The following is a 20,647-nucleotide window of genomic DNA, read 5'->3' as shown; positions in this document are numbered from 1 at the left end:
GCGTCATTTTCACAGGGACATATCCGGCTCCGAACCTTCGCCAGGAGCAACCGTTGCGAAAGCGCCCTTGATGTCGGCTATTTGCGCGCCCCCTGGTTTTGCGCCATGGATCCACGCCCGGTCAGTGCTGAAGGAATACAGCGGCAGATAATCAGGGAGTTCGCTGTCTTTCAAAACAGTGTTGTTGAGACTGTCGAGGATGAATGTGCCGCTGTCCGTACTCACCGACAGTACGGCATGAAAGAATTTTCTGCGGCGATCCTGGAGAACAACAAGCGACATGCTCTGCGCCGGGATACCGGCCCGCAGCAGAGCCGCCATCTTGAGGATGGCAAAATCCTCACAGTCGCCAGCCCGCCGCTCGAGGATTTCCGAAGGCTTCGCCCAATAGTCGAGCCTGCTGTAAACTGCACTGTCTTTCTTGTAGGCAATCGCGCGGTTTATGCTGCTGTTGACGAAGGACAGCTTGTCGCTGAACCCCCGGTCTTTGACCGCGTTAACGATCTCGGCAAAAGCAGCGCTCTTGCGCTCGCACGCACTGTTCGCGAAGCAGCCGGCGATGGCCCTGTAGACAGGTGCCCAGCGCGCCGAGACGGGAGAGTTGCGCATCGACAAGGCAACCGATCCGAACACACCGGGGATTATCGCCGCCGTCTGCACAGGATCTATGCCGGCATCGCCTCGCGACGTCGAATGAGCCTCCCCGTAATCAGCAACGGCTGGCCCGTAGCTGCCGGGAAACATATCTGTGCGGTAAGCTTCAGCAGGCCGCCAAGGCTGAAATCTCGCCAGCGAAACGCCGCCGAGGCATGGCGGCGCCTGCAACTTTTCCAGCTGCTCACCGGCCGCAGCGACATCCGCCACAATGGCATTCGCGAGTGCTGGCTGCGACAGGCCGACAAGGCCGACCGCCAGCAAGAGCATTTTGAGCCCGGTTGCCAGGCCAGCCTTTTCTTTTTTCATAACGCCCACCTTTGACTGTGGACGCTACCAATCTTGTCTCAAATTATTGGAAAGGAAGGTGGATAACTTTGTCGCAAAGGGCTACTTCTATTTTGTATAAACTTTTATATATATTTATACTTATTTTTCGCGTCACTGTCGTAAGGATTGTCAGCAAATTGCTCTGCTGCGGCAACATATATAGGGTTATATAAATATGATTTACCATGCGTAAAAAATAGTGGCAAATGCATATTAGGATATATGGAATAGATTACCAGACTGTTGCAAAGCCGAGGTTACCGCTGTCTCTTCCAGAGAAATACCGGAGGGGTTTCAGCTATGGCGACCATTATCGAATTGGACAGTGTTTCAGGTTCCTCGGACGAACATTCTGCTTCCAATGAACACAGCGGCCTGGCATCGGCGGCAGGTATCCAGGTCGCGCAAGCAGCCTCGACCGAGCAACCGGCAGCAGCCGAGCCGGTGCCGGCGGATGTGGGCAACGGCGCAGCAGTGCAAACGGAAGCGCCGGCAGCGGCCAATGCACCAGCGGCTGCGGCGCTGCATGAATATGTGGCCGACGCCAGCAACACCGTGAGATTTCCGGCCAACGTCGCCATCGACAATATCCGAGTCGACGGCCGCCACCTTCTGCTCGAACAACCAGACGGCTCGGTGGTCGTCATCAAGGACGGTGCCCTGAACGTGCCGACCTTTATTCTCGGCGACATTGAGGTGCCGCGCGTCGCCTTGCTGGCGGCGCTTGAAGCAAGCCATGTCGACATTGCCTTCGGTGCCGACGGCTCGATCTCGGCGGGGCCGGGAAACGGGACGCCGGGCAGCGCCGGCGGAAACTTCGCGGTTCCAGTCGGTGGGATCGGCAATGGGTTCGATCTATCGGCATTGCTGCCGCCGACGGCCTTGCAGTTTGGCCGTTTGGAGCCGCGCGAACTGACGATTGGCGTCAGGGAGAAAGACTCCACCCCTTCGATTGATCCTGTAGCCTCGACCACGGTCTATGAGGTTGGCCTGCCGGCACGCAGCGGCGAGTCACAAGGCTCGAACGAGCCTGCGACCTCGGAGACGACCTCTGGCACGATCGGCTTCAGCTCGCCGGACGGCGTGTCGGAAGTCTCGCTAGGCGGCCATGTGCTGACCGGTGTGCCCCAGACCTTCACCGACGCGACCGGCTCGCTGACAGCGAGCTATGTCTATGATCCCGCGACCGGCCTCGGCACGATCAGCTATTCCTATACGCTCATCGACAACACCTCCGGCGACGCCACCAGCGTAAACCTCCCGGTCGCGGTGACGGACGCCGACGGCGATCCGGCAGCGCCAGGCAACCTGGCCATCAACATCGTCGACGACGCGCCGACGGCGATTGCCGACACGGACAGCATCGCGGCGGGTCAGTTCGGCCCCGCGACGGGTAATGTGCTTGCTGGCGGGACAGACGGCGTTGACGTCAACCTGACTGATGGGGCGGCCGACACGCAGGGCGCCGATGGTGCGACGGTGGTCGGGGTCACGAGCGGCACGACGAATTCCGATCTGGACGACGGCGGCACGCTTGGCGTGCAGATCCAGGGGACTTACGGCAAGCTGACGCTGAACGCCGACGGCACCTACAGCTATGCGCGCGATGCCGGCACGCCCGGCGGCGTCGACGACGTGTTCACCTACACCATCAAGGATGGCGACGGCGACCTGTCGCACACGACACTGACAATCTCGATCGGCGATGCACCGCCGGTGATCACCGACCTGACGCCCGAGGCCCGTGGCGGCGACGTGACGGTGAATGAAGAGGCGTTAAATGTCGGTACGCCGGGCGGGCCTGGGTCGAACCCGTCAAGCACGGCCGAGACCGGTACGGGCACTTTCACAATCTCCTCGCCCGACGGCATTGCCTCGCTGACGATCGGTGGTCAGACCTTCATCACCAACGGCGTGTTCACGGCGGGCTCGTTCACGACGCCGGAGGGCAACACGCTGGCTGTGACGGCCTACGATGCCGCGACAGGTCAGGTGAGCTACACCTACACGCTCCTCGACAATGAGGCACATCCCACCGCCCTCGGCGAGAACAGCCTGTTCGAGAACTTTGCAGTGGTGCTGACCGACCAGGACGGGCAGAGCGCCAACGATACACTCACCATCGACGTCGTCGACGACGTGCCGACGGCGAACGCCGACACCAACAGCGTCGCCGAGGGCGCCATCGCCACCGGCAACGTGCTGAGCGACGCCACCGACGACGTGTTCGGCGCCGACGGTGCGGCCGCCGGTGGCGGCGTTGTCGGCGTGGCCGCCGGCAGCAACACCGCCAGCCCGGTGAGCGGCGGGCTGGGCGCCGGCATCGCCGGCACCTACGGCACGCTGACGCTCAACGCCAACGGCTCCTACAGCTATGACGGCTTTGCCAACGCCGTGCCGGCCGGCGGCGCCACCGACACCTTCGTCTACACCATCATGGACGGCGACGGCGACCTGTCGACGACGACGCTGACCATCACCCTGTCGGACGTCAACAATGCGCCGGTTGCCGCAAACACCCAGAACTGGATGTCGAGCGATCCGGCACAGCAAACTTTGAGCACGCCGAGCTATCCCGACGGATATCCCTTGCTGGTGACTATCCCGACCGATGCGGATGGCGATAACCTCATTGTCACCGCGACGGGGACGATCCCCACAGGCACGTTCTATTTCGATGGCGTCACCTACGTCGCCCTGACGGCCGGCACTGTGCTCTACGATCCGGCCGGCGGCATCAACCTGCTGGACGACCTGGTCTACAGGCCGACCGCAACGGTAACCGACACCGTCAACGTCAATCTATCGCTGGACGTCTTCGACGGCACCGCCCACGTCACTCAGACTGTTGGCATCCACGAAGTCCCGCCGACCAGCTTGCCCAGCGATACCGCACAGGTGGGTAATGGTAACAGCCCGCTCACCTCCGGAAATGACCAGACCCAGAACCTGAGTCTGTCCCAAGCCACGGTAAGCGCCATAACGGCCGATCCTCATGGCTCGACAGTCGTAATCTACACCGACTTCCAGGAGTCTCCCTTCGTAACTCCGATCCCGCTAGGGGAGCGCAATCCAGGCGTCTTCGGAGATGGCAGTGCAGGATCGCATCGCGAACAGGAAGTTCAAGTCGAGATCAGGATCGGAGCGAACCGATTTGCAGTTGTTGAAGACGATTTGACTGCCGGAACATTCGAGCAGAGTTGGACCTACGACCCGGCCACCGGCCTGATGAAGGCGACCGTCGACTATGACCATATCTTCCTTCTCGACGGCGCCGGGGTCGCAACGACGACGACGCTCGCGGACTATCTGATCGCAAATCCACCGGCCGCCGGCGACACATGGACACTTTCCTATTTCGACAATGATGGCGGCAACTACCAGGCCCGCGCAGTCAGATTCGAATTCTTCTCCCATGATCCAGGCGATCCTGGAATAACGGTGAATGGCGATGCCACCTTGGCCGACCAGATCTATGGCACATCCGGTATCGACCACCTCAATGGCAATGGCGGCAATGACGTCATCATAGGCAGGGGAGGCAATGATTTCCTCAGCGGCGGCGGTGGCAGCGATCTTATCAGCGGTGGCGACGGCAACGATCTCCTCGTTGGAGGTTTCGGCCAAGACACAATGACTGGAGGAAACGGCGCTGATACGTTCAAACTCGACCAACTGGACATCAAGGATCTCATCTCCGACTACAGCGGCGCCGGCGGCCAGGGCGACGTGATCGACCTGACGTCGTTGTTCGACACAGCCCCGGGGGGAGCCAATATCGGCGAGTTCGTGAACTACGATGCGGGAACCGGCACGCTAAGCGTCGATGCCGACGGTACGGCCAACGGCACCAATTTCGTGGATGTGGCCACGCTAACGAACGTGCCGGTGTCCAGCACGATCACGCTTCTTTATGACGACGGAATAACCCAGCATACGACCACGGCCAATGCGGTTTAGGGGAATAGTGCAAGGGCTAGGTGCTATGCTATAGATTCGAATGGTAGAGGGGAATTCATCATGAAAAAGTCTGCAAGACTTCTGGCTGCCGGTGCAACACTGTTCCTGGCTGTTGAATCGACGGGGTATGCCGCCGACATCATCGAAGGTCCGTCGGTCGATTATTGTCGCGTCGTCGGCACGTCCAACCTGGTGCAGACCGACAACATCGTCGATCTCAAGAACCAGGTGGTGCAAATGATGGACGAGTCTGTCGCCGTCGCCAACAGCTCGGAATGGATCCATTCGTCACGGCCTGTCTTCGTCTGGGCCTCCGAGGCCAAGGTCGCCTGCGGCAAGGCTTACGGCTATTTGAAGACAAATTATCGCGACGAAGACTACCTGAATAAATGCGAGTGTTTCCACGACCGCATGGTCGAGTACATGAACTGACCAAAAAGGCGGCGACGCGCGGCTGGCTGACAATGATGGCCGACCGAACACTGCTGCGGGCGATCGTCGGAACGATCGCCTTGGCCGGTTTTGACCTGCTTGCCATGCATGCCGGCGCGGGTGCGTCGGAACAATCCACTAAAATACAAAATGCTTTGCCCGAACGGTTGCGGCCGACGCGCTGCGATGCCACCCAGGAATGGACGAGAGAAACGCTGAAGGCATTCGCGACCTGCCAGTCGTCGATCTACGGCCTGGAGCCGCGGCTCGCACACGCCGTGATGGAGATCGAAAGCGGGTTCGATCCCGAGGCGCGCGGTGCCGACGGGGAAGTCGGGTTGATGCAGGTCATGCCCGCGACAGCACGAATGCTTGGCTTTCAAGGCCCGCTCGAAGAGCTGAGTGCGCCGAAGACCAACATCGCGCTGGGCGTCAAATATCTCGCTCAGGCGAACAGGCTCGCCGACGGCGACCTGTGCACCACCGTCATGAAGTATCGCGCCGGGCACAACGAAAGCCGTTTCTCGGCACTTTCGGTCCGCTACTGCCAGCGCGCGCGCTCGATCCTGGCAAGGGAAGGGTTCGAGGTTGACGGGCCATTGCCGGTGGCAACATTCGGCTTTTCCACATTTTCAGCAGGAGGAGAAGACAGCGCCCCTGCCGCAGGAAAACGCGTGTGCGTGCGGCGGGTGTTCGTGCCTGGGCCGCGATACATGAAATGCGCCGACTATCGAAATGCAAGGCAAGCCAGACAGATCAGGACGCTCAGAGCCCGGCTTTTTGCAGGCTAAAGAACCACAAGACGGCGCAACTCAGCCGTGACATGACTGGAAGATCAGACCGGGAAGTGACCCGGCGGCACATAGGGTGGAAAATCATGGAAGCTGGCCGACAGGTCCTCTGGCTGCGGACGAGGGCAATCGCCTTTGCGCTCGCCGTGACATTGTCAGGTTGCCAGTCGAAAGGCAGCATTTCCGAAGTGCTCGATCCGGCTGCAATCGCCGCACCCGGAGTGCAGAATGACGCCGCAGTTGCGGGCCGATCCCAGGCGACGCAATCGATCGGCAGTGGTTCGACGAAGATCACGATGCTGCTGCCCTTGTCCGCCCCTGGAGCCACGGGGGAAACCGGCAGGAAGATGCTCGATGCCGCAAAACTCGCAATGGCGGATCTTGGCAATGGATTGCTCACACTGACGGTCGAGGACACGCAGGGCGACAGTGCACACGCCAGCGAATTGTCGATAAAGGCGATCACGACGGGAGCGAAAGTCGTCATCGGTCCGACCGAACTACCGGCGGCGCAGCATATCGCCAAATTGTCGGGACCGAAACGGCCGCCAGTGTTGGCACTTGCCAACAATTTCACAGGCGGTCCCGGCGTTTATGCCGTGCGCCTCAGCGAGGCAGACAGCGCGGCTGCGGGCGCCGCAGGCATCGCGGCGAAAGGCAGCAAGAAGTTCGTATTGATTGTCGCAGCTGGCTCGAACGGCAGTGCCGTTGAAAAGCGGGTCGCGAACAGCCTAAGCATCTATGGCGCAACGCTGGCGGTCACTATCCCGTACTCGGCAGGCGACGGCGGCACCAAAGCGGTCACCGACATGGGCTCACTCGTGGATGCTCCGGACGCCGTCATTGTCGCCAGCGGAGACGACAGCCCGCTGCAAATCCTTGCCGCCCTGAAATCCAAGGGTATCCCGGGAAGAACAATCGCTGTGGTGGGAACAAACCGCTGGCTGGAACGCCCCATCGAGCCGCTGTTTGAAGGGGCCTATATCGCCACGCTCGATCCGCGCGAAACCGGACCAATCGCCGACCGCTTCAAGACTACCTATAACTATCAGCCCGACGTCAATGTCGCCTACGCCTATGATATGGTTGCGCTGACTGCTGGGATCGCCAGCGCGGTTGGACCCGATGGCTTCAGCAAACAGGTACTCGAAAATCCGAGCGGGTTTCGCGGATCCACAGGTCTATTCCGGTTTCGCGCCGACGGATCCAGCCAGCGATCGATGCCGTTCTATCGAGTTGAAAAGGGTGCGCTCAAATTGGTTGCCAGATCGACGTCGGGTTTTTGACCCGGCGCGAACCCGCAGGACCTTATCGAGCTGATGGACAGGCCGAGCCGCATCCGCTTGGCTGTCGCGCTCGCAAGCCTGGAGCTTCTGGCCGGGCTCCTCCTGATCATTCAGGGCGGGGCTTTGCTTTCGGTCGACCGGCCTGTTCCTGCGCCGTCTCCTGATATTCGCGGCAAGCGGCCAACCCGACCGGGCGCAACCGTTCTCGACGCTCAATGGCGAGTGCCGGCACGCAAGATTGCTCAGGACCTCATCGCTCCGCCACAACTTGATTCTTCGGAAATCGAACGGATTGAGCCCCGTCCGCCACTCAGCGAACTCGGTCTCGCCGTGCCCCCGAAAACGCCGATGCCGCAAGACTGGCGGGAGGTCCTGCTCTACGCTCCGATTGCGAGTTCGTCCGCGATCTTCGAATCGATGGGACGGACGGTGGTCATCAGCGGGGTCCAGAGCATTGCCACGGACAAGACCTGTTCCTTTCATGACGTCGTCTGGCCTTGCGGCCAACGCGCGCGCGCAGCGTTCAACTCCTGGTTGCGCGGACGCGCGCTGAATTGCTTCGTGCCACCGGAAGTGGATCGTTTCGCTATCGCCGCCCCATGCAGGCTCGGCAGGCAGGATGTCGGCGCCTGGCTGGTCTCCAATGGCTGGGCCCTGTCATTGCCGAGCGGTATCTACGGCAAGGCGGAGGTGACAGCGATGGATACGGAGATGGGTATATTCGGCCCGCCTCGATAGTCAGCTCGCCTTTTGAGCCCTCAGGGAACCGTATTTGCCGAAACTGGAGCATGATCCCGAAAGTGGAATCCGGCTTCGGAAACGATCATGCTCAAACAAAAAGATAGAGCCCCATCCCGATTTTATCGGGGCAGGCTCTAGAGCAGCATGCTGATCAGGCGGTTGCCTGCGCTGCTGGTTGTTCAGCCTGCGCCGACACCTGGTTCGTTAACTGTTGTCTTCCATCTTCCTCGCGGGCAACTCCAGCTTCACATGTGGGTCAGCCAGAGCTCGTTCAGTCCGATCGATCAAATTGTATTGGCTTTTGAGACCGAATTTGTAACTTGCCGGCCTTATGCCAGCCTATCTGACAGGAGATCGGGTAGTGACAAAATCGATGGCGAACAGCTCTGCCCAAGCGTGGAAGAGTATCGCGTGGCTGACGCTTCTGGGGACCGCCGGGAGTTTGGGCTTTTCGCTAGGCCTCAACTATCTGCTCCTGTTCGCCGATGGGCTCACGCCGTTCGGACGCGGCGTTGTCACGGCAACGCTCGTCCCCCTCGTCATTGGGCTACCGCTTTTCCTGTTGATCGGCTGGGGTCGGGTTGAGATCCGCCGCTATCGGCAAGAGCTAAACAAGTCAGCGACCTACGATGGCCTGACGGGCTGCTTGAACGGAACGGTTTTTACTTCGATCATCGAACGCAGAGTAAAGAAGCCATCTGAGCGTGGCTCTCGTTCGGGCGCCTTCCTGGTCATCCATCCCGAACACCTTCGATCCATCAACCTGCGATTTGGTATTGAATGGGGCGACGAGGCCTTGCGGCTCATAGCCTCGACCATAAAGTCATCAGTGCGCGAGGAGGATCTGATCGGCCGCATAGGGATATCCATCTTTGGGGTATTTCTACCTGGTGCCACCGAAGAAGACGCCAAGGAGGTCGGTGAGCGTATCCGGGCGCGCGTCGCACAAGTCTATTTTGCGCCAAAAGGGGCGGAGGATGTCCTGAGCATAGGCGTCGGAGGGGTAGTCTTCGAGAATGAACTCGCGTTTGACGACATGTTCCGGTCCGCCGAGCAGCTGCTATCCAGAAATGGAACTGACTTCGAACTGTCTCGTCTGCCAAGTTGACGATCGCTTGCAGGGCGGCAACTTGCTCCGGCTGCGGTGTGAATGGCCTGCAGGACAGGCCAAGGCGAACGACGACGAGGACACACCCCGATCGCCCCAGGCGCAGCCATCCGCGAGAGTCGCCTCCACCAGCTTTTACACCCTTAGTTGGCAGCCGACAGACCGCCGGAATTAAACAACTTAAAACTGAAGGTTGCATGCCTCAGCCGCTACCCGACATGGTACTTGCGCCACCCCTAAAATAATGAGATGTTGGCTCGGGGTATTGAGTATCGAGTATTGGGTTGGGGGAGCCTCTCGGCTGTTGTCAGTTCCGGGACGCTTTGAAAAAACAGATGAACGTTCTGCAGGTCCTGGTGGGGATACTCACTACGTCGTGCCTTGTTTCGATCTCGACGTATTGGGCAACGGGTTCAATCGGCTGGGCGATCATTAGCCCGATAGTTTTGCAGGTCGGGTATTTTGTCTACATGCTCTGGACGGTCTACGGCGCAGAAGCCGCAGAAGCTGATCCGGGACCCGAGAGCGTTGGCCCGCTCGACCGCAAAGATGGTATCTGGCTCTAGCGCATGATCCACGAACCGAAGGTCGGCGTCGCCGAAAATCGGAGTGGTTTTTTGCCAGGGCCCAAGGCCGGGTGATGCGGCAGATCAAAGTGCCGCAGCGCCGTTGCGTGCAGGAGGATAGGCGAGGGGTTAGTGGCTTCGGACTTGCATGGCCATTGAACTGTGATGCCCCGCTGGCATGCTGTAAGAGCGGTAGCTGTCGCCCCAGTTCCTCAATGACGTGGTCGGGATCACCATAGTTTCAAAGTCTTGGTGAACCTCAGCCGTGAGCGAGCCCGTCGCGCAACCCACGCCAATCACATACGCCGGCCGGTTTTCGCGTCGAACAGGTGGGCGCAGGCGCGATCGATCTCGATCCGCACCTGCGCGCCGTGCTTGAGCGGAAGCCGCTCGCGGAACAGGCAGGAAATTTCCTCACCGGCGCAGTCGACCTTGGCGAAGATTTCCGAACCCGTGGCTTCCAGAAGCGTGACCGTGCCTGGCATTCCCCCGGCGGTTGCGCGGATATGTTCGGGGCGGATGCCGTAGACAAGTTCGCGTCCTGCAGCATCGGCCGGGTGGGCGCCTTCCGGCAGCGGCAGGATCAGCCCACCGGCGCTGCGGAACACGCCTTCCTCGATGCGGCCGGCAATGAAGTTCATGGCGGGCGAGCCGATAAAGCCGGCAACGAAGAGATTGGCCGGCTGGTCGTAGAGGTCGAGCGGCGCGCCGATCTGCTCGACCAGGCCGGCATGCAGCACGACGATCTTGTCGGCCATGGTCATCGCTTCGATCTGGTCATGCGTGACATAGATGGTGGTGGTGCCCAGCCGCTGGTGCAGCGCCTTGATCTCGCCGCGCATCTGGACGCGCAGCTTGGCGTCGAGATTGGAAAGCGGCTCATCGAACAGGAAGACCTGGGGGTCGCGCACGATGGCGCGGCCCATGGCGACGCGCTGGCGCTGGCCGCCGGAGAGCTGACGCGGATAGCGCTCAAGCAGCTTTTCCAGCCCAAGGATGTTGGCCGCATTCCTGACGCGGCCGGCGGTATCGGCCGGATCGGCTTTCTTGATCTTCAGGGCAAAGCCCATATTGTCGGCCACCGTCATATGTGGATAGAGCGCATAGTTCTGGAACACCATGGCGATGTTCCGGTCCCGCGCCCGCAGGTTGTTGACCATACGTTCGCCGATGGCGATCTTCCCGCCCGAGATCGTTTCAAGTCCGGCGATCATGCGCAGCAGCGTCGACTTTCCGCATCCCGACGGGCCGACCAGGATGACGAATTCGCCGTCGGCGATGTCGACGCTGACGTCGTGAATGATCTTGGTGGCTCCGAAAGCCTTCTGCACGTTGTTGATTGTTACCGATGCCATTGGATTTCTCCGGGAAAAGAGTGATGTCGAGCTATGCGGCTTCAGCCGCCCTTGACCGCGCCGGCGGTCAGCCCGGCGACGATTTGCTTTTGCGCGAACATGGTCAGGACCAGGACCGGCAGCGTCACCACCAGTGCGGCGGCGGCGAGCGGCCCCCAGCTCACCTGCTCATAGGAGAGCATGTTGTAGACGGCGACCGGCAGCGTGCGGGTCTCACGGCTGGCGAGCACCACGCCGAAAACGAAATTGTTCCACGAAAAGATGACGGACAGGATGAAGGCGACAACGATGCCCGGTTTGGCGATGGGAAGAGCGACCAGCCGGAACACTTGCCAGGAGCTGGCGCCGTCGATGTTAGCCGCCTCTTCCAGCTCCATCGGCGTGGTCTCGAAATAGCCGATCATCACCCAGACCACGATCGGCACCGTCACCACCAGGTGGATGATGATCTGCGGCCAGAGCGTGCCGAGGATCCCAATCCACTGGAACAGCAGAAACAACGGGATGAGATAGGATAGCCCGGGCGTCATGCGGGCGATCATGATGACGACCGCCGATTTTTCGGCCTTGAGCCGCGCTATGCCATAGCCGGCCGGTACGCCGATCAGCAGCGCCAGAAGTGTCGCCGTGCCGGTCACCAGAACCGAATTCCAGAGATAGAGCAGGAAATTGTTCTCCTCGAACACCTTTACATAGTTCGACCAGGCGAAACGTTCGGGGATCAGGATCGGCGGATAGGCGCCGTTGTCGATCTCGAATTTCAGCGAAAGCGAGATCATCCAGAGGAAGAACAGGATCGCCGGCGAGACAATGACCAGAGCCGCGAAAAACAGCCCGATCTGGTTGAGCAGACGTGAGCTCATCTATTTGCCCTCCGCGTCGATCCACTGCGAGCGCTGGCGCAGCATCAGGAGGATGAAGGACAGCGCCACGATGACGATGAAGAACACCACGGCCATCGCCGAGCCATAGCCAATGTCGTAGTAGGAGAAGGCGGTGTTGTAGAGGTAGATGTTGATGGTTTCCGACGCCGTGCCCGGCCCGCCCTGAGTCATTGCAAAGATGATGTCGAAGCTCTTCAGCGCATCGATGGTGCGAATGATCAACGCGATCATCAGGAACGGCGCGATCATCGGCAGAGTGAGGTAGCGGAACTGCTGCCAGGCATTGGCACCATCGATCTCGGCGCTCTCGAAGGGCTCGCGCGGTACCGAGGCCAGCCCGCCCAGCACGATCAGCATCACCAGCGGCGTCCACTGCCAGGTCTCGACCGCAACCAGCGAAGGGATGACTGTTTTGGCATTAAATATCCATTCCTGCGCCGGGATGCCGACCAGCGATAGCAGGTAGTTGAGCACGCCGAGCTGGGGATGGAACATCATGGTCCAGACCAGCGCGACGGCAACGGGCGTTGCCATCATCGGCATAACGAAGACGCCACGCAGCAGCCCGCGCAGCGGAAACCTGGCGTCGAAGATCAGGGCGGCGACAGTGCCCAGGAACATTGGCGCTGCCACCGACAGGGAGGTATAGGTCAACGTATGAACCAGGGATTCCCAGAATCGCGGGTCGCTGGCCAGACGGAGATAGTTTTCCATCCCGGCAAAGCTCCGCGACTGGCCGAGCGTCCAGCGGTTGACGCTCATCCAGAGCGTGAAAGCCCAGGGAAAGACTATCACGGCGCCAACGACGACGAGCGCCGGAACGACGAAGGGCCAGTAGTTGGGAGCCAGCCGGATCGTCTGGCTCCCTTCAATGGCTTGCGTCGCTACCCCGGTGCGTTCAGGGGCGATGGCAGACATCAGCCCTGCTCGCTCCTGTCGAGCACCGGCTGGAACTGCTCGGTGGCCTTCTTCAGCTCTTCGGCAGGATCAGCACCAGCAATCATGTTGGTCAACGCCACGCCGTAGATGTCGCGAAACTCGGTGACCGGGATGATCACCGGCAGCGCCAGCCGGCTGATATTGCCCGAGCCGACGACGGCATCGAGCCAGCTTGCCGGCATGGTGACGCCTTCGCGCACCTTGGGGTCTTCCAGTATCGACTTGCGGAAAGGCACGCCGGCGCCGGCCTGAAGCAGGCGCGCGCCCATGGCCGGCGAAACCGCCCACTGACAGAACAGATAGGCAGCTTCCTTCTTTTCGCTGGAGGCGGTCACGCCGAGGCCGTCACCAAACGTCCCGGAGGCATGCGCTTTGGGACCCTTGGGCATCACGCCATAGCCGACCTTGCCGACCACCCGCGACTTTTCGGGATTTTCCATCGGCGGAGCAAAACCCACGCCATCGAACCACATGCCGATCTTGCCCTGCAGGAAGGCGGACTGCGCTTCAGCCCAATTGAAGCCGGTGACGCCAGGAGGGGCGGATTTGGTCATCAGCCTCTGGTAGAGGGCAGCGGCCTCGATCGCCTCGGGCGTTTCGGTGCGCAGCTTTCCCTTGTCGTCGAGCGGCGTCATGTCGTAGCCGAGCATCAGCGATGTCCACACCGGCGTGTTGGCATTCTTGAGGCCGCGGGCGACGAACCCGAACGTGTTGGTCGACGGATCGGTCAGCGCTTCGGCGGCGGCGACCATCTGCTCAAACGTTTCAGGGTATTTGAGGCCCTTGGCCTCGAACAGCTCCTTGTTCCAGTAGACGATCCAGTAGTCCACCGAGAAGGGCAGCGAACGCAGCACGCCCTGACTGTCCTTGGCGAAAAGCATGCCGGCTTCGGCGAAATCGCCTTCGACCAGCCCAGGATCGGTCAAGGTCGGGTCGGCGAGATAGCCGGCGATATCGGCCAGCCAGCCACCCTTTTCGAACTGGCGCTTCTGCACGTGATAGCTCAGATGCACGACATCGAAGCTCGGTTTGCCGGAGCTGAGCTCGATCACGGTCTTCTGCCGCTGCTGCTGTTCCGGCGTCGCCTCGGCATTGACCTTGATGCCGGTCAGCTCCTCGAATTCGGCGATATATTTCAGGATGGTGTCGCTGCGCGGGCTTTTGACCAGATTGACGTCGAGCGTCGTGCCGGCAAAACGCTTCCAGTCGACGCTGGCGGAAAAGCTCGGGCGAAGGCCCGCCAGGCCCGCGGCGGCGAGCGCCGTGGTTCCTGCAAGGACTTGCCTTCTTGTTGGCTTGAACGGATTGGACGACATTTCTTCCTCCCTTGGGTTGCTGTCGTTGTGGATTGCGTCGCGGCAGCCGCGAACCATACGTCCTCAGATCTGGAGCGCCAACCGGCGCGCATTGTCGATATGCCGGCTGATCGCCTCGACAGCCTTTTGTGGGTCGCGGCTCTCGAGCGCTTCGATCACTGTCAGGTGCTCATGCATCACCGGCACGACGCGCCCATCGATACGGAAGCGCTCTTGGTGGATCAGGCGGATCTTTACCGAATTGACCAGATACGCCTTGGCGATGATCTCGTTGCCTAGCGCATCGATGAAGGTGTCGTGCATCGCCCAATCGATGTTCTGGGCCTTGGCTTCCATTTCCGCCGTCGGCGGCTGCGACAACGCTTGAGCCAGCATGTCCTCATGTTCGCGCCGCAGGCGGGCGAGTTCGGCGTCGGAGGCGTTGACGGTGAATAGCGCCACCGCTTCGCGCTCCATGAACAGGCGGAACTGAAAAGCCTCGCGGATCAGGCTGATATCAATATGGGCGATCTGCATGCCGCGCTGCGGGATGGTCATCAGAAGCCCCTCGGCTTCGAGCCGCGGCACGATCTCGCGGATGGCGCCAAGCGGCAACCCGGTAAAGGCAACCAGTTCGCGCTGCGACACGAACTGTCCCGGCCGCAGATCACGAGCCAGCAAATGCCGCGTGAAGCTGGCATAGGCTTTTTCCCTGAGGGTGGCCGGTTCGCTGCTGTCGTCCATTTCAGCGGTTTCTTCCTTGCCGGTCAGGCCGGCTCTGTCGCAAACAGCCTGTCATAGGCAGCAGTAAGCTGTTGCCGCCCCTGCGCAGCGATCGGCTCGAGCGGCGGACGGACCGCCAGCCAGCGCTCGTCGCCGGTCTTGCACGCCACCATGACCTTCACCGCCGGGGTGACCGGATATTTGAGCAATTCGAGCACGAAGCTCTCGACGCGGGCGTCGTCGCGCCCGTCCTCGGCCATGGCGCGGATTTCACCGGTGACGAAATTGGCCATGCCGGAAATGGCGCCTTGCCCGCCCTGGCGCACACTTCTCGCCAAATGCCGCTCGTCGCCGATTAGAATCACCAGGTCGCCATGGGCCTTTAGCAACGCCTCGCTATAGCTCCAGTCGCCACCCGAATCCTTTACACCGGCGATCACGCCGGGGAAGGCCGCACGCAGCCGACCGATCAAGCTAAGCGGGAGCGGCACCATGGTGACAGAAGGGATGTTGTAAAGCAGGACACCGCGAGCCAGCGGGCCGAGCGCGGCGAAGACGGCGGAAAACCATCCGAACAGCCCGTCCTCGCCGACATTCTTGAAGTAGCTCGGCGGGGCCAGCAGTATGTTGCGGACGCCGAGCTGCAAGGCGTGCCGCGCCTGTTCGGCGGCGTCTTCGGCCGCATCGACCAGCACGCCGGCGACGAGCTGATGCGCCGCAATGCCGGCGGCAAGCATGGCTTCGGTGACAATCCGCCGCTCTCCAGTCCCCACCGAGGCGCCTTCCCCCGTGGTGCCGAAGAGCGTTGCGCTGCTGCATCCGGCGCCAAGGCAAGCCCGGGCTTGCGCGACCATGGGAGAGATGGCGATTTGCCCGGACGCATCAAAAGGCGTGGTGAGGGCAACCGAAAGACCAAAGCGCGAAGCCACTGCTATTTTCTCCAGATGTCGATCTGCAAGCACGGCTAACACGCTAACATGTTAGTTGTAAATTGCAGCAGTGTCTTTTTCGAAACGCTGGCGATATCGAGAGTCGGACATGAACAGAGAGGTTTCGCGCGTGACGCTTTTCGGCGGTGCGACCAGGCACACCGCCCAGGGCCGATCCGCCCTACTGTCCCGTCGCGCCTGCGTAGATGTCGAGGACACGGGTGATGCTGCCGATCAGAAGGTCGTGCGCGAAAGGTTTGATCCGGCCTGCCGCAACCTCGGCGTCGAGCTGCCCCAGATACTGGCTGACAAGAGGCCGGGGAATGTCCTTTTCGCCCAGCACATCCAATAGCTTTTGCGTGGCGCGCTGCGCGTCCGGCGTCGGCCAGTAGTAGCGGATGCGGTCGCTGAACGAGAAATGCCGCTGCACGCGCTGCTCTTCCGGCGTGGCCGGATAGTATTTCTGCCAATTGTCCGGCGACGCCAGCATGATGCGCTCCATCGCGACAGGCAGGCTTTCACGCGAAGGGTCAGGCGCGAGCACATCGGCGATGTGGCTGAGCCCGTACAGCGCCTCGCGAAGCGCGAAGGTCAGCCAGGGGCCGACCTTGAGGATGGCAAAACCATCGCGCACGAGAGCGTTGAGCGCTTCGGTCGGCTGGTAGTCGGTCGAATGCGCCTCAAAAACGAATTGCGGCACGCGGTCGAGCACCGCCACCAATTCAGTCGCCTTGGCCGGCGCATAGGGCACGATCTCGGCGTTGCCGAACTCGACACCAGGCTGGACGACGACGCCGATCGCACGGCCAAAAGCGTCGTCGAGGCCGGCGCGGGAAAACGCTCGGGCGTGTACCTCTACGGTGCGCAAAGCATCGTCGGGCGCCGTCACATGCAGGTGGTCGAGCGCCTCCAGCGCACCGCCCGGCACCGGCACTTCGGTGCCGATGACGTAGACCGGTCTTTCGCCGCCTGCCCGCTCGACCGCCGCCTCGGCGATTGCGGCAAGTTCGGCCGCCCGCGCGGCGATGGTCTCGTCGGCAAGCACGGCAGGATCGTCGGCGCAGGCCATGCTCGTATCCAGATGCATCTTGGTGAAGCCGGCGCTCGCATAGGCATCGATCATCGCCGCGGCGTTCTTCATGGCGGCGGCAGCAGCCATGTGTTTCCACGGATTGGGTCCAAGATGATCGCCGCCAAGGATCAGGCGATCGACCGGGAAACCCGCTTTCTTCGCATGCGCCTCGACGAAGCTGCGGAAGTCGGGCGGCGTCATCCCGGTGTAGCCACCCTCGTGGTTGACCTGGTTGCAGGTGGCCTCGATCAGAACATCCGCATGCCGCGCCGCGCCATGACGCAAGGCGGCCTCGATCACCAGCGGATGCGCCGAGCAGACCGAGGCGATGCCGCTTCTCGCGCCTGCAGCGCGCCTGGCCGCAATGTTTGCAAACCTCTGCGTCGCGGCACTCACTGCATGTTCTTCCCTGTGGCGATGAAGGCTTCGACCGCTTCAAGCGGGAAAATGCCCTCCATCGGTCCCTTGCGGGTGACAGCGAGCGCACCGCAGGCATTGGCAATCCGCATTGCGTCTGCGGGAGCCGCCCCGCGCAACCAGAACGAGACGAAAGCAGCACCGAAGCAATCGCCCGCGCCGGTCGGATCGACCTCGTCGACGGCAAAGCCGGGTGAGGCGACCGTGCCGTGGCGATCATGATAGGTGGCGCCCGCGGCGCCTTTCTTCAGGACGATGCAGGACAGGCCACGGTTCAGCAATTCGTCGACCGCGCCCTTCTCGTCCTTGGCGGATGAAAACAGGAAGAGCTCCTCACCGCTCGGCAGGAAGATATCGGCTCGCGCCAGCACATGGTCGAGCGCCGTGCGCATGCCGGAAGCCTGCATGATCTCGCGGCGGATGTTCGGATCGAAGGACACGGTTCCACCCCCGGCCTTGACAGTCTCGATCGCCGATAGCGCCACCGCGATGGCGCGGTCGGAAAACAGCGACGAGCCCATGACATGGACGTGATCGGCACTGGCGAGCAGCTTCGTTGCCGCCGTGTCGGTCTCGATCAGGCCGGAGGCGCTGTTGGCGATGTTGAAGACGAAATGCCGGCTGGCGTCGGCCCGGTAGGTGACGAAGGCCGTGCCCGTCGCCTGCCCCGTGTGAACCGCGATCGCCGACACGTCCGCACCAAGCGCGCGCAGCCGTTCGATGTTCAGCCTGCCGAAATCGTCGTCGCCGACGGCGCCGATGAGACCGGCCGGCTGGCCGAGCGCCGCCGCCTGACCGATGAAGATCGCGGGCGCTCCGGACGGATAGGGCCCAAGCAGCGGACCAGGCTCGAGAAAGCTCTGGCCGATCCGCTCGGCCATGATCTCGACGAGTATCTCGCCGGCACTGACCAGCTTCTTCATCTCGCGGAATCCCTCCCGGCATTTCGTCCCGGCCTCGCTTCGGATGAACCGCGCGAGCACTTTCCGGGTGATACGAATTTCGAATTCGCCCACTGGAAGTGAATACGGCTTGTGCTTTTTCGCGTCAATTAATAAATTTACGCATGGAAACTGTTGGAATTGTCTGTAAAGTTTCGACTTGCGGTTGCACGCCAGCGCACCGTATGTAGGGAACCGGGCAGCGGTGAGGAACGGCGCGAGGGAATAATGCCGATGACACACAAGACGATGGAGGATTTCGCCCGCTCTTGCGGCGTCTCCAGGCCAACGCTGTCGAAATATTTCGATGATCCGACCAGTGTCAAGCCGGCGACACGGCAGCGGATCGAGGTTGCGCTGCGCGCGTCCGACTACCAGCCCAATCTCTTTGCGCGCAACCTGAACCGAAAGCGGACCCGCAGCATCGGCATCGTGGTGCCGACGGTCGCCGATCCCTTCTATTCCGAGATGGTCAGCCGCATCGAACTCAGGCTGCGCGATGAGGGCTACTGGCCGATCGTGATCTCCTCGCATGGCTCGCGCGAGCTCGAAGTGGAAGCGACACGAACCATTCTTTCGCTGAAAGTTTCCGGCGCGTTGATTGCGCCGCTTGGGCTGCGTTCGGACCACCGCACGCTGGAGAAGCTTACACAGGCGATCCCAATCGTCTATTTCGATACCTATCTCGAAGGCAGCACGCCGTTCGTCGGCAACAACAATGCCCAGAGCGTCTCGACGATCGTCGAGTATCTCACCCGCTCCGGCGACGCGCCGGTCTATTTCGACATCCCGCATGTCAACCACAACTCGCCAGAGCGAGTGAACAGCTATGTCGCCACCATGCAGCGGCTCGGCCATGAGCCAGTCATCATCGGCAATACCGAAGACTATACTTGGGATTTCGAGCGGATCGGCTACGAGCAGATGGAAAAGATGCTCGGCAATGGTGGCCTGCCGGGAAAGACCATCCTGTGCGCCAACGACCGTCTCGCCTTCGGCGTGATGGCTGCCGCCTATTCGCAAGGCCGCAAAGTTGGTCGCAGAGGCGATTGCGACCTGCGGGTCGCGGCCCATGATGATCATCCGCTAAGCCGCTATACCTGTCCTGCCCTCACCACCATGGCGCAGGATTTCGCGTCCATGGCGGGACGCAGCGTCGAGACGCTGCTGACCTTGCTGGACGAGGACGACGCGGCAGTTGCCCCCAAGGTCAGTCTCGACGCGACTCTGGTCATGCGTCAGTCGGCCTGAGCGTTCCAAAGGCAGGATCGAAGCCGCGCCATGCGGCAACCGCTGCGCCAACCGCTTGCCTCGCCGCCGGGCCGTGGCGGCCCATCGAGACGAAGCCGTGTATCTGGCCGGGCCAGCGCCGCAGCACGACCCGCACGCCGTCATCCACCAGACGCTTGGCATAAGCCTCGCCTTCGTCGGCGAGGATGTCATGACCGGCGATTGCGACAAAAGCCGGCGCTATGCCGGCAAGGCTTGCGGCCTTGAGCGGCGACACGCGCCAGTCGTCGATATCGCCGGCATCCCTGATATAGTGTTCGCGGAACCAGGCCATGGTCGCCGATGTCAGACCGTAGCCCTCGGCAAAGCGGCGATAGCTGTCTGCCGCCTGCGAGGCGTCCGTGTTCGGATAGAACAGCAGTTGCGCGGTCGGCGGGTTCTTGTCGCCGCGCGCAAGCAGGCAAAGCACGGTGGCGAGATTGCCGCCGGCGCTGTCGCCGGCGACAGCGATCCTTCCTGCATCGATGCCGAGATCGCCCGCGCCGTTCTGCATGAAAGAAAGTGCAGCGCGGCAGTCGTCGATCGCCGCCGGGAATTTGTGCTCCGGCGCCAGCCGGTAGTCGGGCGAGACGACGGCGCACGCCGCCATATTGGCAAACCACCGGCAGATCTCGTCATGCGACTCGAGATTGCCGATCACCCAGCCGCCGCCATGCAGATAGAGCAGCGCCGGGGCAGCGGCCCCGACCGCGCCCTGTCCGCGATAGATCCTGAGCGTCAACGAGCCGCAAGGGCCGGCGATGGTGCGCTCGGTCAGTGAGCCGACCGGCTCGCGCTCGCCCTGGAGTGCCGGAAAGTCCTGCTCATAGGCGCGGCGCGCCTCTTCAGGCGTGCCGCTTTCGAACGGCGGGGCTGCCGCTTCTCGCCCAAGGTCGAGCACATGCCGGGCCTCTGGATCGAGCAGGGGCGAAAGCGAGGTCGTCATCGTAAGTGC

Annotated in this window: 18 protein-coding genes; 8 read left to right on the top strand and 10 right to left on the bottom strand. The window is 61.6% G+C overall.

Annotation, left to right across the window (positions count from 1 at the left end; all coding sequences use genetic code 11):
• Positions 1–9 precede the first annotated feature (9 nt).
• Positions 10–963, bottom strand: a complete 954-nt coding sequence (locus EOC94_RS02605) for a transglutaminase-like cysteine peptidase (RefSeq protein ID WP_127288473.1) — start codon at positions 961–963, stop codon at positions 10–12.
• A gap of 321 nt (positions 964–1,284) precedes the next feature.
• Between EOC94_RS02605 and EOC94_RS02600 the strand changes: the two genes are divergently transcribed.
• From EOC94_RS02600 to EOC94_RS02570, 7 genes are all read left to right on the top strand, one after another.
• Entirely contained in the window at positions 1,285–4,944 is a 3,660-nt protein-coding gene (locus tag EOC94_RS02600) for a VCBS domain-containing protein (RefSeq protein WP_127288472.1), read from the top strand.
• A gap of 60 nt (positions 4,945–5,004) precedes the next feature.
• Complete coding sequence (locus EOC94_RS02595; RefSeq protein WP_127288471.1) at positions 5,005–5,376, top strand: hypothetical protein; 372 nt, start codon at positions 5,005–5,007, stop codon at positions 5,374–5,376.
• Between the two features lie 32 nt (positions 5,377–5,408).
• Positions 5,409–6,167 carry a transglycosylase SLT domain-containing protein gene (locus tag EOC94_RS02590; RefSeq protein ID WP_095487039.1) on the top strand — a complete coding sequence of 253 codons (759 nt, stop codon included), beginning with the start codon at positions 5,409–5,411 and terminating at the stop codon, positions 6,165–6,167.
• 86 nt (positions 6,168–6,253) lie between these two features.
• Positions 6,254–7,453: an ABC transporter substrate-binding protein gene (locus EOC94_RS02585; RefSeq protein WP_095487041.1), complete on the top strand. Its 1,200-nt coding sequence runs from the start codon at positions 6,254–6,256 to the stop codon at positions 7,451–7,453.
• A 57-nt stretch (positions 7,454–7,510) separates the two neighbouring features.
• Positions 7,511–8,191, top strand: a complete 681-nt coding sequence (locus tag EOC94_RS02580; protein WP_245465471.1) for a thermonuclease family protein — start codon at positions 7,511–7,513, stop codon at positions 8,189–8,191.
• A 364-nt stretch (positions 8,192–8,555) separates the two neighbouring features.
• On the top strand, positions 8,556–9,302 hold the full coding sequence (locus EOC94_RS02575) for a GGDEF domain-containing protein (protein ID WP_245329974.1): 747 nt from the start codon (positions 8,556–8,558) through the stop codon (positions 9,300–9,302).
• A 335-nt stretch (positions 9,303–9,637) separates the two neighbouring features.
• On the top strand, positions 9,638–9,868 hold the full coding sequence (locus EOC94_RS02570) for a hypothetical protein (RefSeq protein ID WP_095487047.1): 231 nt from the start codon (positions 9,638–9,640) through the stop codon (positions 9,866–9,868).
• Positions 9,869–10,164: 296 nt separating this feature from the next.
• Here the strand turns inward: EOC94_RS02570 and ugpC are convergent, their stop codons facing one another.
• From ugpC to EOC94_RS02530, 8 genes are all read right to left on the bottom strand, one after another.
• Complete coding sequence (ugpC, locus tag EOC94_RS02565; RefSeq protein ID WP_127288470.1) at positions 10,165–11,223, bottom strand: sn-glycerol-3-phosphate ABC transporter ATP-binding protein UgpC; 1,059 nt, start codon at positions 11,221–11,223, stop codon at positions 10,165–10,167.
• 41 nt (positions 11,224–11,264) lie between these two features.
• Complete coding sequence (locus EOC94_RS02560; RefSeq protein WP_023797160.1) at positions 11,265–12,086, bottom strand: carbohydrate ABC transporter permease; 822 nt, start codon at positions 12,084–12,086, stop codon at positions 11,265–11,267.
• A complete protein-coding gene (locus tag EOC94_RS02555; RefSeq protein WP_095487051.1) occupies positions 12,087–13,025 on the bottom strand; it encodes a sugar ABC transporter permease in 939 nt (312 codons plus the stop codon).
• On the bottom strand, positions 13,025–14,362 hold the full coding sequence (locus tag EOC94_RS02550) for a sugar ABC transporter substrate-binding protein (RefSeq protein WP_127288469.1): 1,338 nt from the start codon (positions 14,360–14,362) through the stop codon (positions 13,025–13,027). The genes EOC94_RS02555 and EOC94_RS02550 overlap by 1 nt, the downstream gene beginning before the upstream one ends.
• A 63-nt stretch (positions 14,363–14,425) precedes the next feature.
• Positions 14,426–15,085: a GntR family transcriptional regulator gene (locus EOC94_RS02545; protein WP_095487053.1), complete on the bottom strand. Its 660-nt coding sequence runs from the start codon at positions 15,083–15,085 to the stop codon at positions 14,426–14,428.
• A gap of 23 nt (positions 15,086–15,108) precedes the next feature.
• Positions 15,109–15,993 carry a dihydrodipicolinate synthase family protein gene (locus tag EOC94_RS02540; RefSeq protein ID WP_095487055.1) on the bottom strand — a complete coding sequence of 295 codons (885 nt, stop codon included), beginning with the start codon at positions 15,991–15,993 and terminating at the stop codon, positions 15,109–15,111.
• Between the two features lie 181 nt (positions 15,994–16,174).
• Positions 16,175–17,461 (bottom strand): D-tagatose-bisphosphate aldolase, class II, non-catalytic subunit, encoded by a 1,287-nt coding sequence (locus tag EOC94_RS02535; protein WP_095487057.1) that lies wholly within the window; start codon positions 17,459–17,461, stop codon positions 16,175–16,177.
• The gene (locus EOC94_RS02530; RefSeq protein WP_127288468.1) at positions 17,458–18,405 is read right to left on the bottom strand and encodes a sugar kinase; all 948 of its coding nucleotides are present in this window, start codon (positions 18,403–18,405) and stop codon (positions 17,458–17,460) included. Before EOC94_RS02530 ends, EOC94_RS02535 begins: the two co-directional genes overlap by 4 nt.
• A 243-nt stretch (positions 18,406–18,648) precedes the next feature.
• Between EOC94_RS02530 and EOC94_RS02525 the strand changes: the two genes are divergently transcribed.
• Complete coding sequence (locus tag EOC94_RS02525; RefSeq protein WP_095487647.1) at positions 18,649–19,674, top strand: LacI family DNA-binding transcriptional regulator; 1,026 nt, start codon at positions 18,649–18,651, stop codon at positions 19,672–19,674.
• On the opposite strand, the gene EOC94_RS02520 is transcribed toward EOC94_RS02525, so the two are convergent.
• Complete coding sequence (locus EOC94_RS02520) at positions 19,655–20,638, bottom strand: alpha/beta hydrolase (RefSeq protein ID WP_127288467.1); 984 nt, start codon at positions 20,636–20,638, stop codon at positions 19,655–19,657. The genes EOC94_RS02525 and EOC94_RS02520 overlap by 20 nt on opposite strands.
• Positions 20,639–20,647: the final 9 nt, after the last annotated feature.

This window comes from Mesorhizobium sp. M6A.T.Ce.TU.016.01.1.1 (assembly GCF_003997065.1).
In the GTDB taxonomy this organism is placed as follows: Bacteria; Pseudomonadota; Alphaproteobacteria; order Rhizobiales; family Rhizobiaceae; genus Mesorhizobium; species Mesorhizobium mediterraneum.
Note: the sequence above shows the minus strand (reverse complement) of the source record. Positions and strands in the feature narration are given on the sequence as shown.

What these genes read in the sequence shown, in the direction of transcription:
- EOC94_RS02605 (WP_127288473.1), bottom strand. Translation starts at nt 963, where the DNA reads ATGAAAAAAGAAAAGGCTGGCCTGGCAACCGGGCTCAAAATGCTCTTG.
- EOC94_RS02600 (WP_127288472.1), top strand. Translation starts at nt 1,285, where the DNA reads ATGGCGACCATTATCGAATTGGACAGTGTTTCAGGTTCCTCGGACGAA.
- EOC94_RS02595 (WP_127288471.1), top strand. Translation starts at nt 5,005, where the DNA reads ATGAAAAAGTCTGCAAGACTTCTGGCTGCCGGTGCAACACTGTTCCTG.
- EOC94_RS02590 (WP_095487039.1), top strand. Translation starts at nt 5,409, where the DNA reads ATGATGGCCGACCGAACACTGCTGCGGGCGATCGTCGGAACGATCGCC.
- EOC94_RS02585 (WP_095487041.1), top strand. Translation starts at nt 6,254, where the DNA reads ATGGAAGCTGGCCGACAGGTCCTCTGGCTGCGGACGAGGGCAATCGCC.
- EOC94_RS02570 (WP_095487047.1), top strand. Translation starts at nt 9,638, where the DNA reads ATGAACGTTCTGCAGGTCCTGGTGGGGATACTCACTACGTCGTGCCTT.
- ugpC (WP_127288470.1), bottom strand. Translation starts at nt 11,223, where the DNA reads ATGGCATCGGTAACAATCAACAACGTGCAGAAGGCTTTCGGAGCCACC.
- EOC94_RS02560 (WP_023797160.1), bottom strand. Translation starts at nt 12,086, where the DNA reads ATGAGCTCACGTCTGCTCAACCAGATCGGGCTGTTTTTCGCGGCTCTG.
- EOC94_RS02555 (WP_095487051.1), bottom strand. Translation starts at nt 13,025, where the DNA reads ATGTCTGCCATCGCCCCTGAACGCACCGGGGTAGCGACGCAAGCCATT.
- EOC94_RS02550 (WP_127288469.1), bottom strand. Translation starts at nt 14,362, where the DNA reads ATGTCGTCCAATCCGTTCAAGCCAACAAGAAGGCAAGTCCTTGCAGGA.
- EOC94_RS02545 (WP_095487053.1), bottom strand. Translation starts at nt 15,085, where the DNA reads ATGGACGACAGCAGCGAACCGGCCACCCTCAGGGAAAAAGCCTATGCC.
- EOC94_RS02530 (WP_127288468.1), bottom strand. Translation starts at nt 18,405, where the DNA reads ATGAAGAAGCTGGTCAGTGCCGGCGAGATACTCGTCGAGATCATGGCC.
- EOC94_RS02520 (WP_127288467.1), bottom strand. Translation starts at nt 20,638, where the DNA reads ATGACGACCTCGCTTTCGCCCCTGCTCGATCCAGAGGCCCGGCATGTG.